This window comes from Halanaerobium salsuginis (assembly GCF_900114545.1).
GTDB classification, from domain to species: Bacteria; Bacillota; Halanaerobiia; order Halanaerobiales; family Halanaerobiaceae; genus Halanaerobium; species Halanaerobium salsuginis.
This window is the reverse complement of the sequence record NZ_FOTI01000007.1, coordinates 49,616-67,988: the sequence shown is the minus strand read 5'-3', so window position 1 is coordinate 67,988 and position 18,373 is coordinate 49,616. Positions and strand designations below refer to the sequence as shown.

At 32.5% G+C, this 18,373-nt stretch carries 14 protein-coding genes and 1 pseudogene; all 15 read left to right on the top strand.

Annotated elements, in window-relative coordinates:
- Positions 1–84: 84 nt before the first annotated feature.
- Positions 85–2,283 carry a cell division protein FtsA gene (locus tag BMZ74_RS04065; RefSeq protein WP_089860104.1) on the top strand — a complete coding sequence of 733 codons (2,199 nt, stop codon included), beginning with the start codon at positions 85–87 and terminating at the stop codon, positions 2,281–2,283.
- A gap of 81 nt (positions 2,284–2,364) precedes the next feature.
- Positions 2,365–3,342, top strand: a complete 978-nt coding sequence (locus tag BMZ74_RS04060) for a type I phosphomannose isomerase catalytic subunit (RefSeq protein WP_089860101.1) — start codon at positions 2,365–2,367, stop codon at positions 3,340–3,342.
- 68 nt (positions 3,343–3,410) lie between these two features.
- A complete protein-coding gene (locus BMZ74_RS04055; RefSeq protein WP_089860097.1) occupies positions 3,411–4,046 on the top strand; it encodes a DUF2238 domain-containing protein in 636 nt (211 codons plus the stop codon).
- Positions 4,047–4,113: 67 nt separating this feature from the next.
- A complete protein-coding gene (locus BMZ74_RS04050; protein ID WP_089860093.1) occupies positions 4,114–4,890 on the top strand; it encodes an IclR family transcriptional regulator in 777 nt (258 codons plus the stop codon).
- A gap of 160 nt (positions 4,891–5,050) precedes the next feature.
- Entirely contained in the window at positions 5,051–6,097 is a 1,047-nt protein-coding gene (locus BMZ74_RS04045) for an acyl-CoA dehydratase activase-related protein (RefSeq protein ID WP_089860090.1), read from the top strand.
- A 1-nt stretch (position 6,098) separates the two neighbouring features.
- Positions 6,099–7,181, top strand: coding sequence for an acyl-CoA dehydratase activase-related protein (locus BMZ74_RS04040; protein ID WP_089860087.1), 1,083 nt, complete (start codon positions 6,099–6,101; stop codon positions 7,179–7,181).
- Positions 7,182–8,147: pseudogene (locus BMZ74_RS04035) on the top strand (acyl-CoA dehydratase activase); the annotation flags it as partial. It lies immediately after the preceding gene.
- A gap of 248 nt (positions 8,148–8,395) precedes the next feature.
- Entirely contained in the window at positions 8,396–9,790 is a 1,395-nt protein-coding gene (gene fumC / locus BMZ74_RS04030; protein ID WP_089860081.1) for a class II fumarate hydratase, read from the top strand.
- A gap of 400 nt (positions 9,791–10,190) precedes the next feature.
- Positions 10,191–11,480 carry an HD-GYP domain-containing protein gene (locus tag BMZ74_RS04025; protein ID WP_089860078.1) on the top strand — a complete coding sequence of 430 codons (1,290 nt, stop codon included), beginning with the start codon at positions 10,191–10,193 and terminating at the stop codon, positions 11,478–11,480.
- A 46-nt stretch (positions 11,481–11,526) separates the two neighbouring features.
- Positions 11,527–12,144: a hypothetical protein gene (locus BMZ74_RS04020; RefSeq protein WP_089860075.1), complete on the top strand. Its 618-nt coding sequence runs from the start codon at positions 11,527–11,529 to the stop codon at positions 12,142–12,144.
- A 155-nt stretch (positions 12,145–12,299) separates the two neighbouring features.
- Complete coding sequence (locus BMZ74_RS04015; RefSeq protein ID WP_089860071.1) at positions 12,300–13,472, top strand: FprA family A-type flavoprotein; 1,173 nt, start codon at positions 12,300–12,302, stop codon at positions 13,470–13,472.
- Between the two features lie 185 nt (positions 13,473–13,657).
- Positions 13,658–14,947: a nickel-dependent lactate racemase family protein gene (locus BMZ74_RS04010; RefSeq protein WP_089860068.1), complete on the top strand. Its 1,290-nt coding sequence runs from the start codon at positions 13,658–13,660 to the stop codon at positions 14,945–14,947.
- A 195-nt stretch (positions 14,948–15,142) separates the two neighbouring features.
- Positions 15,143–16,183, top strand: coding sequence for a LacI family DNA-binding transcriptional regulator (locus tag BMZ74_RS04005; protein ID WP_089860065.1), 1,041 nt, complete (start codon positions 15,143–15,145; stop codon positions 16,181–16,183).
- A gap of 88 nt (positions 16,184–16,271) precedes the next feature.
- Positions 16,272–16,562 (top strand): hypothetical protein, encoded by a 291-nt coding sequence (locus tag BMZ74_RS04000; protein ID WP_089860062.1) that lies wholly within the window; start codon positions 16,272–16,274, stop codon positions 16,560–16,562.
- Positions 16,528–18,327 carry an ABC transporter substrate-binding protein gene (locus tag BMZ74_RS03995; RefSeq protein ID WP_089860059.1) on the top strand — a complete coding sequence of 600 codons (1,800 nt, stop codon included), beginning with the start codon at positions 16,528–16,530 and terminating at the stop codon, positions 18,325–18,327. Before BMZ74_RS04000 ends, BMZ74_RS03995 begins: the two co-directional genes overlap by 35 nt.
- Positions 18,328–18,373 lie beyond the last annotated feature (46 nt).

Genomic DNA, 18,373 nt, shown 5'->3' with positions numbered 1-18,373 from the left:
TTTTAATATAGAATAATATTAGCAGGTGGGCCAATAAATCTAGCTATGATTTTTAGAAAATGTTCATATAGGAGGATTTAAAAAATGACTGATGAGATTACTTTTGCTCTGGATATAGGTACAAGAACTATAGTTGGAGTTTTATTAGAAAGAAAGGAAAACGGTTATCGAATTGTTAACTCTGCAGTACGTGAGCATCAGACCAGAGCAATGTTAGATGGTCAGATACATAATGTCGGCAAAGTTGCAGAATCTGTGCAGGCAGTTAAAAATGAGCTAGAAGAAAAATCAGGCCTCAAACTAACAAAAGTAGCAATAGCTGCAGCTGGTCGTGCTTTAAAAACAGTTACCCAGCATTATGAGATAGAACTTGATAAAAGTAGATATATTGAAGAAGAGGACTTAAAAAAATTAGAATTAAGTGCTATTAAAAAAGCTCAGTTAAGTTTGCAAAAGATAGAAAATAGCACAACTAACAATGGGCAGTCGGATTCTCAGCTTGAATCTGGCTTAAGAACAAAAATAAATATCGATTATCACTTTGTAGGTTATACAGTTAGAAAGTATAAACTTGATAGTATGGAAATTGGGTATTTACTCGGTCAGCGAGGCAAAGTGATGGAAGTAGAATTAGTAGCAACCTTTTTACCTCGTATAGTTATTGATTCACTTTTTTCAGTGATTAATAGTGTAGAGCTTGAAGTCGAACATTTGACTTTGGAGCCAATTGCTGCTGCTCAGATAGTAATTCCAGAAGCAATGAGCAATTTTAATTTAGCTTTAGTTGATATTGGAGCTGGTACTTCTGATATTGCAATTACTAAAAGTGGTGCTATTTCTGGTTATGATATGGTTCCAATAGCCGGTGATGAGATAACAGAGACTATTTCCGAAAAATTTTTAATAGATTATAATCAGGCTGAAAAAGTTAAGTGTAATTTAACTGCTGAAGATATAACAGAGGTTAAAACTATTTTGGGAGAAAAAATCACTTTAAAGCAAGCAGAAATTATTGCAGCTGTAGAACCTCAATTGGAGATGCTGGCAGAATCAATTGCTGAAAGTATTTTGAAAATTAACAGTACACCACCACAGGCAGTAATTTTTATTGGGGGAGGTTCTTTAACTCCAGGTTTAAAAGAAAAATTTGCTGAAAAAATAGATATTATTGCCAGTCGAATTGGAATTCGCAAGCGAGAAGATCTTAATAATCTAGAAGGCGAAATAACTGGAGTTAACACAACTCAGACTCTTACTCCTCTCGGAATAGCAGTAACTACAATTGAAACTAAAAGTAAGGCAGTCTTTATTGAAGTTGAGGTTAATGGAACTATGATTAATTTGTTAACTTTATCAAAGCCAACTGTGGGTGATGCTTTGCTTGCTGCAGAGATTGAAGTTGATCAATTAACTCCCCGACCGGGAATGGGAATTACTGCAACAGTAAATGATGAATTAAAAACTGTTCCGGGGGAAATGGGAAGTCAGGCTAAAATACTAGTTAATGACCAGCCAGTTGGATTGGAAGAATTAGTAGACAATGGTGATCAAATTACTTTTCAGCCTGGCAGACCAGGTAGAAATGCAGCAGCAGAAATTAGAGATTTGATTCCAGATTCTGAACTTAAAGAATATACAGTTTATCTTAATGGGAGTAAAAATAAAGTTGGAACAAGGATCTTTCAAAATAATAAACTTGTTAATTTAGATGAATCAGTCAGTGATGGTGCAGAAATTACTTATACAGTACCTGAAACAATTAGAGAAGCTTTGGCTCAAATTATGGATTTACCAGCAGCTAGTTTTGCTAATCAAACAATTAAATTTAACTTTAATGGCCAGCAGGAAGAAATAGTGCTTTCAAATTATTTAGTTAAAAAGGCAGGGCAGCCAATTGACTTTGATAGTGAATTAGTCGATAACATAGAGTTAGAGATAAAAGAGAAAAGTAAAACAGCCTTCACTATTCGTGATTTATTACAAAAAAAAGGTAATCAAAATATAACTTTTTATTTTAATGGGAGTGAATTGACTATTCCAGATCAAATTTGGGAAGTAGAAGTTAATACTGAACAAGTAGAGCTTGATTATCAGATTAAAGCTGATGATCAAATTCAGGCTTTTTCACGAACTTTAACTGTAGCTGGGGTTTTTAATTATATTAACTATAATATTTCCGATAATTTAAAAGAAAAAATGAAAATTATGCTTAATGGAAAAGAAGTAAATTTAGCTGCTAAGATTAAAGCAAATGATAAATTAAAGGTTAAATTAAATGGCTAATTTTAGAATTAATAAAAATTGAAGATCTGGGTGATTAAAAACTTAAAAGCAAATTCTGAAATTTAATTTAGGAGGAATAAAATGTTTTATCCATTAAAGTTTAATCATTTATATATAGAAAAGATTTGGGGAGGAACAAGATTAAATAATTATCGTGATGATCTACCGCCTGGGAAAATTGGAGAAAGTTGGGACGTTTCTGCTCAATCTGAAAACCAAAGTGTTGTAAAAAATGGTAAATTGGCTGGTAAAACACTGGGTCAATTAGTAGAAATGTACCCAGTTCAGCTTTTAGGAGATGCAGTAACTGCAGAAGAATTCCCTTTGCTTTTAAAGATTATTGATGCTCAGGCACAGCTTTCTATTCAGGTTCATCCTGATGATGAATATGCAGCTAATTATCCCGGTGAGGCAGGTAAAACTGAAGCCTGGTATATTATAGATGCAGAAGAGGATGCTTACTTAATCATTGGAACAAGTGATTGTTCAGAAAGTGAGTTTAAAAAGGCAATTCAAAATGAAGAAATTAGTGAATATGTTAATAAAGTTAAAGTTAAAAAAGGGGATGTTTTTTTCATTAAAGCAGGTCTTTTACATGCGATTGGACCAGGAATAATGCTGGCTGAAATTCAGCAGAGTAGTGATACAACTTATCGAGTTTATGACTATGGTAGAGGAAGAGAACTTCATCTTGGTAAAGCAATGGATGTAATTGATTTTAAACTTCAGGCCCGGAAAAGACAGGGCTTAAAAATAGCTAATTCAGATTATGATTATAGTTATTACTGCTTAAATGATAAATTTGCTCTAGATATTCTTGATATTAGAACAGAGTATAAAGCCAGTGGTGATCGAGATAGATTTTATATTATGACAGTAGTTGAAGGTAAAGGTAAAATTAGCTGGGCTAATGGTGAACTAGATCTTTTGGAGACAGATAGTGTCTTAATACCTGCCTATGCAGATGAATTTACTATCTCAGGTGCTTTAAAAATAATGAAAAGCTATGTTCCTGATTTAGAAAAAAACCGAAAAAATATTCTGCAGGTAATAGAATAAATTCTGACTGGTTGCTTAACTATTTTGTGATATATTAAATAGCCTGTTCAACCAGGAGGAGATAAAAGATGGATTCTGATAAATTTCAAATTTATATTACTAGATTTTTCTTATTTCTATTAGTGACAGCTGTTATAGCAAATATAGTTGCTCAGAACTGGCTTAATTTATTTACGTCAGTTCTTGCTATTATTTTAATTTATTTACCTTCTTATTTGATTGATAATCATTATCTTTATTTACCAAATAGTCTGCAGTTAGTAATAATAATTTTTATTTTTGCTGCTCTTTATCTAGGGGAGCAGCATGACTTTTATTACCACTTCTGGTGGTGGGATAGCATGCTTCACTCTATTTCCGGGGTGGTTTTAGGTTTTATTGGTTTTGTTTTAGTTTATATTCTTAATCGTAATGAAAATATAGATGTTGTTTTAAGTCCAATTTTTATGGCTATCTTTGCTTTCTCTTTTGCTGTTGCTTGTGGTGTTTTCTGGGAAATTTTTGAATTTTGGATGGATAGACTTTTTGCAACTAATATGCAAAAGTCTGGTCTAGTTGATACAATGTTTGATTTAATGGAGGATTGTGGAGGCGCTTTTATAACATCAATTATTGGCTATTTTTATGCACGCGATAAGCGGCCTTCCAGATTTCAAGAATCTTTGAATGATATATTGGAAAAAAACAAAAGATTTTTTAATTAAAAAAACAGAAAAGATTTAAAATAATATTTGCAGATTATCTGTTAAGTAGGAGAAAGGATTTAGAAAAATGGCAGCTAAAGAACCGAATCAGCTTATCAAATCTCTTGATAGAGCAATTGATATTTTAGAAATTATTTTGCAGCAGGAAAATGGAATGGGTGTTACTGAGATTAGTCGAGAACTTGATCTTCATAAAAGTACAGTTTATAGACTGCTTGATACGCTTAAATTTAGAGGTTATTTAGAGAAAAATGAAGAAAATCATAAATATTTTGCCGGCATTAAGTTATTTGAATTAAGCAGTCTTGTTTTAAATGATATTGATAATAGAATGAGACTCCGACCATATTTAGAGGAATTGATGCAGGAAACTCAGGAAACAATTCATCTGGGAATACTTGATGAAGGAGAAATTATTTATTTAGATAAAGTTGAAAGTAATGCTACAATTAGAATGTATTCTCAAGTTGGGAAACGTGTCCCAGCACATTCTACTAGCCTTGGTAAAGCTATTTTGGCCTATTTACCAGTTGAAAAAGTTATTAATTTACTGCAGGAAAAAGGAATGCCAGCTAAAACTAAAAATACAATAACTGATCTTGAGCAGTTTATTGAGCATTTAAATAAAGTCAAAAAACAGGGATATGCAATTGATGATGAAGAATTAGAAGCTGATATTCGCTGTCTTGCTGGTCCAATTTTTAATCATCGAGGAGAAGTGATTGCTGCTTTTAGTGTTTCGGCTCCGATAACCAGAATGACAGAGCAGAGGATGGTTAAACTAGAAGAATTAGTGGTTAAATACTCTCAGAAAATGTCGCGTTCTTTGGGATTTAACGGTTAATCCTTACCTTGATCTTTCCTCAAGGCTTGAGATTGTCAATTAGGGTTATTTAACTCTGCTGACAGGATTTACATTGATTTGATTTATAATTACTTTTCATATAAAATACTTGTAAATTGATAATGATTTTTGATAAATAGTTGATTTTGGAGGATTTTTTATGGTCAAGAAAAAAATAGGAATACCACGCGCTTTATTATATTATTATTATTTTCCTTTCTGGCTTAAGCTTTTTGCAGAGCTGGGAGTTGAAGTAATTATTTCTGATAATACAGCCAGAGATTTACTTGATAAAGGGGTAAAAAAATCACTTTCAGAAATTTGTGTGCCTATGAAGATTTTAGTAGCACATGTTTTAAATCTAGATGAAAAAAATTGTGATTATATATTTTTACCACGTTTTAAATCAATTCGCAAAGGTGTAGTTTTATGTCCTAAATTTTTAGGGCTGCCGGATATGATTAGTCACTCTTTACCTGATCTAAAAGCAGAATTAATTGCTGATCAAATCGAGTCAAAAAATGATGATATTTCTGCATATGTTAATCATAAAAAGTTAGCTAAAAAACTTAAAATTAAAAAAAGTGAAATGAAAGCTGCTTTAAGAAAAGCAGCTAAATTTTGGTGGCGGTATCGTCAGCTTCTCTTTGCTGGATATTCGATTGATGACTTTTTAGGTGTAGAAAAAATTGAAGTTTTAGAGAAATTAATTACTAAATTTGAAAATAGCAAACAGCTTCCGCAGAGCAAACGCTCAGAACTAAAAACAGCTGGAAACGAGGAAGTTGTAGATATTGCTTTAATTGGTTATGTTTATAATGTTTATGATAAATATATAAATATGGATATAATTAATAAGCTGAAAGAAATGGGAGTCAGAGTTCATACATTTGAAATGGTAGCTCAGGAAATAATTGAGCAAGAACTGGCAAGGTTACGTAAACCAATGTTCTGGGAATTTACTAATAAATTATATGGAGCAGCGCGCCATTATTTTGCCAGTAAGAATATTGATGGAGTTATTCATCTTACTGCCTTTGGCTGTGGTCCAGATTCGATTCTTGGTCAGATTTTAGAAATTGAGTCAAAAGACTATGAAAAAGCTTTTATGACTTTAAGAATTGATGAACAGACTGGTGAAAGTCATATTATAACTAGAATAGAAGCATTTATTGATTTGCTAAGATTAAAAAAGGAGAGAAATTAAAATGAGATTGTCTTTCCCTTATATGGGTCCAACTATTGTCTATGCAAAATTGCTTGAACTTTTAGGACATGATGTTGTAATGCCCCCCAGGCCGAATAAAGAAATTATTGACCTGGGAGTTAAATATAGTCCAGAATTTGCTTGTTTCCCTTTTAAAGTTATAACTGGAACCTACTTAAAATTGATGGAACAGGGAGTTGATACCCTGGTTACCAGTGGTGGTCATGGACCATGTCGGGCAGGTTATTATGGTGAGGTTCATAAAAAGATTTTACATGAGCTCGGTTATGATGTGGAAATTATAGTTATTGACTCTGTTCGTGATGATTATAAATATTTTTATCAAATTGCCAAACGTTTAAAAGGCAATAATTCCTGGCTAAAGGTAGTTCAGGTATTAAAGATAGTTTATGAGTTGACAAAAGCTCTTGATGAAGTTGAAAAGAAAGTAGAAATTTTGCGTGCTTATTATGATAATACTGTAATAAATAAAATCTGGCTGCAGGCTCAGGAAGATTTTTATACAGTGAAGGATAACAGTGATATTAAAAAATATAAACAGCGCTATTTAAAAAAACTTGCTGCTTACAGTGATCAGATTCCAGCAGCAGAGGATAGACTTAAAATTGGTATTATTGGAGAAATTTTTGTTGTTTTAGAGCAGTCAATTAATAATCAAATTGAAGAAAAAGTTAATCGCTTTGGCTTTGAAGTTGAAAGATCACAGTATCTTTCTGACTGGATAAGAGAAAATATTTTACCTTTTACAGCAAATGATTTAAAAGAAATAGAGCATAAAGGCGAAGAATTTATTGAAATAAACATCGGTGGTCATGCCAAAGAAAATATTGGTCATGCAATTGATTTTAAAGAAAGAGGATTTGATGGAATTATCCATTTAAAACCATTTGCCTGTCTACCAGAACTCATTTCTCAAAGTGTAATGGATGATTTATCCAATAAGTATGACATACCAGTTTTGACAATTTCAATTGATGAACAAACTGCAGATGCTAATGTTTTAACAAGAGTAGAAGCTTTTTTAGATATGATCAAGGAAAAAAACTACAGGGAGGTTATGTAGATGGAAAATCTCTATCTGGGAGTAGATATAGGTTCAGTTAGTATTAATATTGTAGCTATTGATGAGCAAAATGAGTTAGTTTTTAAATTATATACCCGTAATTCAGGAAATCCAATTCAGCTGGTAAAGAAAGGTCTTGCAAAATTTAAACAGGAAGTTGAAATTGATCAATATAAAGTTGCCGGAGTTGGTGTCACTGGAAGTGGTAGACAATTAATTGCTTATGTGCTTGGAGCAGATACAATCAAAAATGAAATTACTGCCCATGCAAGAGCTTCTACATTTTACCATCCAGAAGCAGGAACTATTTTTGAAATAGGTGGTCAGGATTCGAAGTTAATTATAGTTGAGGATGGAATTGCTGTTGATTTTGCTATGAACACTGTCTGTGCAGCTGGTACTGGCTCATTTCTTGACCATCAAGCTGAGCGGCTTGGCATTAAAATTGAAGATTTTGGCGGAATGGCTTTAGAAGCTGAAAGAGATGTCAGGATTGCTGGTCGCTGTACGGTTTTTGCTGAATCAGATATGATATCCAAACAACAATATGGTTTTACCAAACCTGAAATAATTAAAGGCTTATCAGTGGCTTTAGTTAGAAATTATATGAATAATCTGGTTAGAAATAGAGTTTTAAAAGGAGAATATATTTTTCAGGGTGGAGTAGCTGCTAATATTGGAATTAAAGCTGCTTTTGAAGCTGAGATTGGTTCAGAAGTAATTGTTCCTCAGTATCATGATGTAATGGGAGCAATTGGAATTGCTATGCTGGCCAAACGTGATGTGAAGCGCAGCGGTCAGGAAAGTAATTTTAGAGGGTTTGATTTAACAGAAGAAGAGTTTGCTACTAAAAGTTTTGAGTGTGATGATTGTGCTAACAATTGTGAAGTAATTAAAGTTATTGCAGATGGTAGAACAATTGCTGTTACAGGTGATCGTTGTGGTAAGTGGACAGCTTCTTTAATTACTGATAGCAGTATTACTGCTAATTCTTCCAAAAGTGAAACAACTCAAACAGTGGTTAAAGATCAGGCTGCTGCTGAAGAAAAATTAGATCTTTATAAAACAGATCCTGAAGCAGAAAAGCAAGTTATGCAGGAATTAGAAGAACTAGAAAAAGATGATCAAACTGAAAAAGAAGATAATATTCTTGTTTAAAATGAATTTAATCAATAATTAATTAGTATAATTAGACCTAAAGATTGAGGTGGAAGATGAGTTATCGGATTGAAAAAGATAGTCTGGGCGAGGTAAAAGTACCTTTTGAGAGCCTTTATGGGGCTCAAACGGCTCGAGCTGTTGCCAACTTTCCAATTGGGAAGGAAAAGATGCCTGTAGAAGTGATTAGAGCATATGGAATTATTAAAAAAGCAGCAGCACTAGCTAATTGTGATCAGAACTTACTAAATGAAAATAAGCGAGATTATATCTTACAGGCAGCTGATGAATTAATCACCGGCAAATTAGATCAACATTTTCCAATTTCACTCTGGCAGACTGGTTCAGGTACTCAAACAAATATGAACGTTAATGAAGTACTGGCCAATCGAATTTCACAGCTGGCTGGAGAAAATCCAGGTAGTAAAAAGCCAGTTCATCCTAATGATGATGTTAACATGTCACAATCAAGTAATGATACTTTTCCTGCTGCAATGGCTATCTCAGCAGTAAAGAAAACAGAAGAGTTTTTACTGCCAGTTATGCAGGAACTTAAGCTGGAATTAATTTCTAAAAGTGAGCAATATGCTGAGTTACTTAAAGTTGGTAGAACTCATTTAATGGATGCTACTCCAATAACTCTGGGCCAAGAATTTGCTGCTTTTGCTGCTCAATTAGAGCAGATTATTGCAATGGTCAACGATAGTCTTAAATATTTAAAGCAACTGCCGCTTGGCGGTACAGCAGTTGGTAGTGGTCTAAACACTAAGGCTGGGTTTGACAAATTAGTTGTTAAATATATTAATTTGGAAACTGAAAATAATTATCAGCCTGCAGTTAATAAATCGGCTGCAATTGCTGCTCATGATAGTTTTGTCAATTTTAGTGGAGTTTTAAAAACAGCTGCTGCTTTTTTTATGAAATTGGCTAATGATACACGCTGGTTAGCTTCTGGTCCCCGGTGTGGTATTGGGGAATTAAATTTACCTAAAAATGAGCCAGGTAGTTCTATTATGCCAGGTAAAGTTAATCCAACGCAAGCAGAAGCCTTGTTTCAAGTAGCTGCTCAAGTAATGGCAAATGATACAGCAGTTAATATAGGTGGTGGCAGTGGCAATTTCCAGCTTAATGTAGCTAAACCACTTATAATTTATAATATTTTGCAATCAATTTCTTTGCTGGGTGATGCTGCAGATTCTTATCGGAAAAGATGCTTAACAGGAATAGAAGTCAATCAAGAACGTCTGGCAGCTTATCTAGAAAAAAACTTAATGTTGGTTACAGCTTTAAATCCTATAACTGGTTATGATAAGGCTGCTAAAATAGCTCAGTTTGCCTATCAAGAAAATACTTCTCTAAAAGAAGCAGCAGTTGAATTAGGATATTTAACAGCGGCTGAATTTGAAAAGTATGTTGAGCCTCAAAAAATGACCCAGCCTAATCTTGAATAAAATATTGTACTCTAAACGAAATCTTAATTAAGATTTCGTTTTTATTTTATCTTTATTAAATAAAAATCTATCTTAAAAGTTTAAATCTGATAATAATTGTATTTTTTGTTATTAAAAAGAGGATTTTGTCGGATTATATTGAATTATAATAAATAGTAATCTGGCAGTAGAAAAGTTTAGCTTAAAAATGAGCCTAGCTTACCTTCGTACTTGAGCTTAGTAGTAGTAAAGCGAAGGGGGCTAAATAAAATGAAAAAGATTTATGTAGCTGTTATCACAGCTTTAATTACTTTTGGAACAGCTATCTCTGTTCTGGCTGAATCAAGTCACTGGAGATAAGATTAAATTTATAAAAGCTGCTGTCAGATTATATTAATAGACTTTTTGAGGAGTTTAAGTAATGAGAAGAACGCTTAAAGCTTATTTGGCTTTTATTTATTTTTTTACTTTAACAGTTTTTATAATACTAAGCTATAAAAATTTATTTGATTTTAAATTCATTGAAATAACTTTTTTGTTATTTTCTTTATTGGTAATTAATAATATGAGTATGTTTTTTAATTCTATGACTGAAATTAACACTTCTATGAATTTGCCAGTAATAATTGTGGCTTTTTTTATTTTAAACCCTTTTTGGGCAGCTGTTATATCAGCTGTTGGTTCTGTTGAGTTTAAATTTAAAAAATATGGTTTTGTCTGGTATAAATTTTTATTTAATCGTTCAATATTTTTTCTAGCTGCGGCAGCAGGTTCTCTGGTCTTCAATTTTTCTTATGCTAAATTTAACTATCCTAAATTTCCATTTGTTTCAGTTGCTTTGGCAAGTCTAGTCTATTTTATAGTTAATAATTTTTTGGTTTATTTAGTAATTAGAGTTTCAGAAAGAGATGTCAATAATATTTCTCTGTTGAGTTATTTTAAAGAGCTGCCGAAGAACTTAATTACTTCTTATTTTTTAGGTCTAGCTTTATTAAGTGCTTATATTTATTTTGGGAAAATATTATTTTTGTTAGTAATTTTACTGCTGTTTGTAATTAAAGATTTTTTTTATTCCAGGCTGCAGCAGCTTAATTTTTATACTCAGATTATTGAAAGCTTTTTAAAAGTAATAGATTCGAAAGATCATTATACTGAAGGTCATTGTGAAAGAGTTGCTGGCTGTGCTTATCATCTCTGTCGAGAAATGGAGCTTTCTCGAGCTAGAGCAGAAAAAATTGTTAGTATTGCTAAAATACATGATATTGGGAAAATTTATGTTGATGATAATATTTTAACTAGTTCTGAAAATTTAACTGATAGTGAGTATGAAGAAATAAAAAGGCATTCTGAATATGGCTATCGGCTTTTAAAAGATATTGATATTTTAAAAGATGAATTAAAGATAATTTTATACCATCATGAGCGCTATGATGGTAAAGGTTATCCTGAAGGAATTAAAGCTGAGGCAATACCGATTGGGGCAAGAATTTTAAATGTATGTGATTCTTTTGATGTTATGCTGACTGGGCGCAGTTATAAACCGCCTATGACTAAATTAGAAATTATTACTGAGCTGGAAGAGTGTTCCGGTTCACAATTTGATCCTGAGATTGCCAGTAAAATGATTAAATTAATTAATGATGGTTATTTTGATGATAAATTTAAAAGTAAAGAAGTAATTAAAGAATTAGCATTATCTTTTGAGTATTAAACTTAGTAAGCTGATAATTATCTAGCAGGAAAGAAAGGAAGTATTAATGAAAATGGAGATCAAAGAGTTAATTGAGGAACTTGAAGGAGTTATTTCCTGTAATTTAATTGATACTGGCACAAAAGGAATTGAAGAAGTACATATTATTGCTGATAAAAAACGTGATCCTAAAAGAATTGTACGCGATGTAGAAACAGTTTGTCTTGTTAATAGTAATTTTAAAATTGATCATAAAAAAATTAGTATTGCACAGATTGAGCAGCAGACTACAGCAGATTTTTCTAATTTACAGGAAACCAGGATTGAACTTATCTCTATTTATCTGGAAAATAACCGCTCTTGCTGTAATATTAAAATGTTATTTAATCAGCAGGAATTTGTTGCAAGTTATACTGCTAATCGGGGTGAACCACAGGAAAAGTTAATCGCCCGCTCTGTTCTGGAAACAATTAATAATTATCTTAGCTTTGAGGGTTATTTAATTGCAGAAGATGTTTTTACAATTAATGGGAAAGAAGATTTGGTAATTGCTCAAGTAAATAATTATGATGCTAATAATCAGCTGTTAGAGAAACTAGTTGGAGCAGTTTATTTATCTACTGATAAAACTACTGCTATAGCCAAAGCGTGTCTAAAAGCTATTAATAGAAAATTTACTATTTAATTATAGACCTATTTAGCTAAATAAATTAATAGTTAATCGCTAATCCTTTCTTTATAAAAAGAGAGGATTTTCTTTTTGTGAAAACTTGACAAAATTACTATGAATTAATATAATTAGTTTAGTAATTAGTTATTAATTTAAAGGAGGATTTATCAATGTATAGAAAAATTAACGAAGCTATCTATAGTGTTGGTATTATTGACTGGCATCGCAAATTATTTGATGAGCTAATTCCTTTACCTGATGGAACAAGTTACAATTCTTATTTTATTCAGGGAGAAGATAAAAATGCAATTATTGATACAGTTGAACCAGACTTTGTTGATGATTTTCTAGCTAATTTAGCAGATCTTGGTATAGAAAAGATTGATTACATAATTTCTAATCATGCAGAACAGGATCATTCTGGTTCTATTCCTGATTTGCTGGCAGAGTTTCCAGAAGCAAAAATTCTCTGCAGTGAGAAGGCTAAGCCAATGCTGCTTGATTTATTAACAATAGAGCCTGCAGATTTAACAGTAGTAGCTGATGGTGATACTGTGAGTTTAGGTGGTAAAACATTAGAGTTTATTTATACTCCCTGGGTACACTGGCCAGAAACAATGTCTACCTATCTACAAGAGGAAAAAATATTATTCCCCTGTGATTTCTTTGGTTCACATCTAGCAACTAGTAATCTTTTTGTTGAAGATAAAGCACAAGTTTTCGAGGCAGCTAAAAGATATTATGCAGAAATAATGATGCCTTTCCGGATGATAATTAAGAAAAATTTAGCCAAGCTGGCAGATTATCAAATTGAAATGATAGCTCCCAGCCACGGTCCGATTTATGATCAGCCAGAAATGATAATTGATCTCTATCAAAGCTGGACTAGTGATCAGGTGAAAGCAGAGGTTGTAATTCCTTATGTATCAATGCATGGCAGTACAGATGATTTAATTAAATATTTAATCAGCAGTTTGATTGAAGCTGACATAAAAGTTAAGCCTTTTAATCTAGCTGAAGTTGACTTAGGAGATTTAGCCATTGCTTTAGTGGATGCAGCGACTGTTATTTTTGGATCTCCAACAGTTTTAACAGGGCCACATCCTTCGGCAGTTTATGCTGCTTATCTGGCTAATGTTTTAAAACCTAAAACTAGATTTGCTGGTATTATTGGTTCTTATGGTTGGGCAGGAAGAATGACAGATAAGTTGCTTGATTTAATGCCAAATTTAAAAGTAGATCTTTATGAGCCAATAATTGCTAAAGGACATGGTCAGGCAGAAGATTATCAGCAGATTGATGTTTTAGTTGAGCAAATTAAATCTGATTTAGATAATTTATAGAATATTTTTAATAAAATATAAAATTAAGAAATTAAATTTTCTAGCTTCTGTGGTTAACACAGAAGCTTTTTTGCTATATAATACTAGTTAACAATTATTTTAAGTTGATTTTTTACTTATAGCTTAAAATTTTTTAAGCTTAATTCAAAACTTATTTAAAAAAAATTTAGGAGAGGAATAATATCATGAAAAAATTTAGTATGAAGTATGGAAAAGACAAATTACATTTTACTATTCCTGAAGAAAACTTATTAGGAGTTTTAACAAGCGATGCTCCTCAAAATGAGCAGACAGAGGCAGAGATTATTAAAACAGCTTTAGCAAATCCAATTGGAAGCCGACGTTTAGCTGAGATCGTAAAACCAGGAGAACAAATCTGCATAGTCATTTCTGATATTACAAGATCATGGCAGCGCATGGGAGATTATTTACCTTATTTAGTTGAAGAATTGCAGCAGGCAGGAGTTAAAGCAGAAGATATTATGTTTTTATCCGCAACTGGCTCTCATCGTAAACAGACACAGGCTGAACATAATACTTTATTGGGAGAAAAATTAGCTGGTAAGTTTAAAGTAATTGATCATGTTGCTAAAGATGAAGCAAGTCTAGTTTATCTGGGGGAGACTAGTTATGGAACCCCAGTTAAAATAAATAAACTAGCAGCTGAAGCTGATCATATTATTTTAACAGGAGCAATAGTTTTCCACCTCTTAGCTGGCTGGGGAGGAGGTAAAAAATCTGTTTTACCTGGTATAGCAGGTTATGAAAGTATTATGGCCAATCATGCTATGTCATTAGGAGCAGAACCCGGCAGTGGTTCTAACCCCGAAATTAGAAGTGGTAAAATTAAAGGAAATCCAATTTATGCAGATATGTTAGAAGCAGCCAGAATGGCTGAACCATCTTTTTTATTAAATGTAATTATGGGTTCAGAAGGTGAATTTGCAGCAGCAGTTGCAGGGGATTTTTATCAAGCCCATGAAAAAGGCTGTCAAATTGTTGATCAACTTGATTCAGTTCCAATTGCAGAACAGGCAGATCTCGTGGTTGCAACTGCCGGTGGTTATCCTAAAGATATAAATTTTTATCAGACTATTAAAACTGTTATTAATGCAGAAGCAGCTTTAAAGAAAAATGGAGTTATGATTATTTTAAGTTATTGTAATGAAGGTTTTGGTAATGAAGCCATTCAGAAGATAATTCAAGATTATGATACTGTGTTAGAGCGAGAAGAAGAGCTGCGGCGGGATTATACAATTGCTAAATATGTTGGTTATTATGTAAGCGAAGTAGCCCAAAAATATAATTTTATTCTTGTTTCTTCGCTTGATCCGGCAAGTGTTGCCATGGCAAATATTAGAGTAGTTGATTCAATTGAAAAAGCATTTGCTTTAGCTAAAGAATTAAAAGGAGATAACTTATCTACTTATTTAATGCCCCATGGTGCTAATACTTTTCCGCGTTATAAAAAATAATATTTAGTTAAGTAAGCTCCCTCTTTAAAGAGGGAGCTTTTTTATTTGAATAAATAATAATTTTTATGAAAAACAAATGTAATAAAATGAAATAATATTAATTTATTTGCAGGTATTTGCAGAACAATAGAGAATAGTTAAAATATAATGAAAATAAATAATTATCAAAATATATTAAATGGATTGGTGAATTAAATGGGAATAACATTAAAAGATATAGCAGAGAAAGCAGATGTTTCTGTTGCAACTGTTTCTCGAGTAATGAATCCAGCCACTAAAAATTTAGTTAAATCAGCAACTGCTAAAAAAGTACTAGCTTGGGCAGATAAATTGAATTATCAAAATAACAATAATCCTAATCCAGATCAATATAGAATTGCTTATATTTTAAGTGAAGTTACCTCTAAGTTTAATCATCCTTATTTTTTAGAAATAATTGAAGAAATAGAACGATTATTAAAATTAAAAGGTCATAAAATAGTTTTTGCTGAAATTGAAGAAGATTTATTAAAAAATAAACGTCTTGATTATCTATTGCAGAGTAAACTTGATGGAGTAATCAGTATTTCAGATCATTTAGATGAAAAGTTATTTTTAAAATTAACTCAGCAGACTCCTAATTTAGTTTTTATTGGGAATAGATTTAATTCATATTCTCGAGACACTGTTTTAACTGATCGTAAAAAAGCTGCTTTCCAAGCTATTAAATTTTTAGTTCAGAAAGGCCATCAAAAAATTGGCTTTATCGGAGGCGATATTTTTCCTTATAGTATGAAAAAAACTGATCGTTATCTTGGATATCAGCAGGCTTTAAATAAGTTTAACTTAACTATAAAAAAACAATTCATAAAGAAAGCTAATTGGCAGGTAGAGAGTGGTTATCTTAAAATGATGGAAATAATTAAAAATAATAATCTTAATTCTAAAAATATCCATAGTGAAGTAACAGCTTTTTTTATTGCTAGTGATCAGCTGGCAATTGGGGCCTTAAAAGCTCTGCACGAAAAGAATATTACTGTTCCTGATGATATTTCAATTATATCTCACGATGATATAAAAATGGCTGCTTATGCTAACCCGCCTTTAACAACTATAGCTGTGCCAAAGCAAGATTTAGCTTTAATGGCAGTCAATTTACTTATTTTAAGAATTGAAAATAAAATTAAGTTACCGGTTCAGACTTTTTTACCAGTTGAGATTATCGAACGGGATAGTGTAAAAAACTTATCTGACTGAAAAGAACGTTTAAATTTATAGTTTAGGAGGTGAGGTCTTTAATTTAATTAGTTGATTTATAATAAAGCTTATTATAAGGAGGAGAAAAATGAAATTATTAAGTAAGAGAATAGTTGTTTTGCTAAGTTGTTTGCTGTTTTGTGTCTTTTCTTTAACAGTATTTGCTGAAGGTGAAAGAGATTTGCTGGGTAAACTAGAGCTCGGACAGGTTTTAAAGTTTGCAGAATTAGAGGGCTATCAGGAAGCACCTGAACTAGAAAAATTAGTTAAAGCTGGTAAACTACCACCAATAGCAGAAAGGATTCCTACTAAACCGCTGATTAGACAGGCAGCAACAATGCTTGATGGGCCCAGGTCAGTATGGTGGGGTCTGGCGTGATACTTTTGCTGTGCCAATTGATGGTTGGAATTGGGGAGCTGGCAATATTCAGGGATATTTTGGAATTCATCAAATTTTACATGAGTCACCGCTCCTTAGAGGAGAAATGTGGAAACTTAATAAACCAGAACCAATTCCAAATTTAGCCACTGACTGGGAATGGCAAGATGCTGGTCAAACTTTAGTGATGAATTTTATTACAGGGGCTAAGTGGTCGGATGGAGAAGCATTTACAACTGAAGATATAGCCTTTACTTATAATAATCTTATTTTAGATGAACAAATAACAAGTACTGCTACAGCTGCAGATTGGACATATGGAGGAGAAGTTACTAAGTTAGAAGTAGTTGATGCAGATACAGTTAAGTGGCATTTTGGAGCAGCTTATCCAATGAGTGTATTAAGCAATTTTGATCGTAATAATTTTCCTGTTAGTCCAAAACATGTTTATAGTAAATTTCATCCAGCTTATAATTCTGATGCCAGATATGAAAACTATCCTTCAGTAATACCAGCTCATGATCTTCCTATTGTTACCATGGGGCCCTGGGTACCAATTAAATATAGTCCTGGAGAGCAGCTGGTAATGGTCAGAAATCCTTATTACTGGCAGGTTGATGAAGCAGGTAATCAGCTGCCATATATTAGTGAAATTAGATTTATGGAAGCAGAAAGTGGAGCTATTAGAACTAATAATTTGGTTAGTGGTCAAGGTGACAGAACTAATCTAGAAAATCCAAGTACTTTTGCCATGGTAAGACAGGAATCTGTTAAAGAAGATTCGAATTTTGCAATGAGTTTTGGGCCTTTTACAGCAATTTATCGTCTTGAAATGAACTTAGCCAGACAATTTGGTGTTAGTACTAAACGTCAGGCAGAGCTGCGAGAATTATTTAGAAATAAGAAGTTCAGGCAGGCTTTAAGTTATGCAATTGATAAAGAAGCACTTGCTAATGGAGCATTTCCGGGTCCTTTAACGAAAGTTTATCATGGAGCTTATCCGGATGGCTCAATTTATCATCGAGAAGAAAATACTGTTGTCTATAATTATGATTTAGCAAAGGCTAAACAGCTATTAAAAGAATTAGGCTTTATCGATACTAATGATGATGGGATTTTAAACTGGCCGGAAGATAGTAAAATAGCTGGTGATGAGTTAATTATTGAGGTCAAAACAAATGAAGACTCAGCAGCATCAGTTCAAGCTGCGGAAGCCCTTATTCCAATGTTAAGAAAAGTAGGAATTAATCTGAGATTAAAGGTATTAAGTGGTACTAATAATACAGCCAAGACTAATTCTGGAGAATTTGATTTAAATGTTGCCAGAATTGACCAGGTAGGAACTCCTTATTATTTTATGGATCTAGTTGGTTCAGTTTCTGATATTACACCTGGATTTCACCAAAAAGGAGCTCAATCTCCCCGAGAACTACTACCTTTTGAAAAAGAAATTGCTGATCTATTACAAAAGCTGAGATTAAGCAGGACTGCAGATGAAAAAGCAGATTTACTTTATCAAATTGAAAAAATATATACAGAAAACATCTATACAATTGGTCTTTATCAGCTAAGACAGGGCCTGGCAATTAATAAGAGGTTCAAAAATATCCCCAGTGATTTACCACCTTATTTATATGATTATATGGTAAATGGCATGCCTTTACAGATTGTCTGGGTTCCCGAAGACCAGCAGTATGATAATTTATTCTTAGATGATATTCCACTGGCAGATTCCTATAGTCAGACTGAGTGGTTTAATAAATAAACGTTCTGGAGTTCTTAAAAGATTAAAATTTAAAATTGAGTTAAAG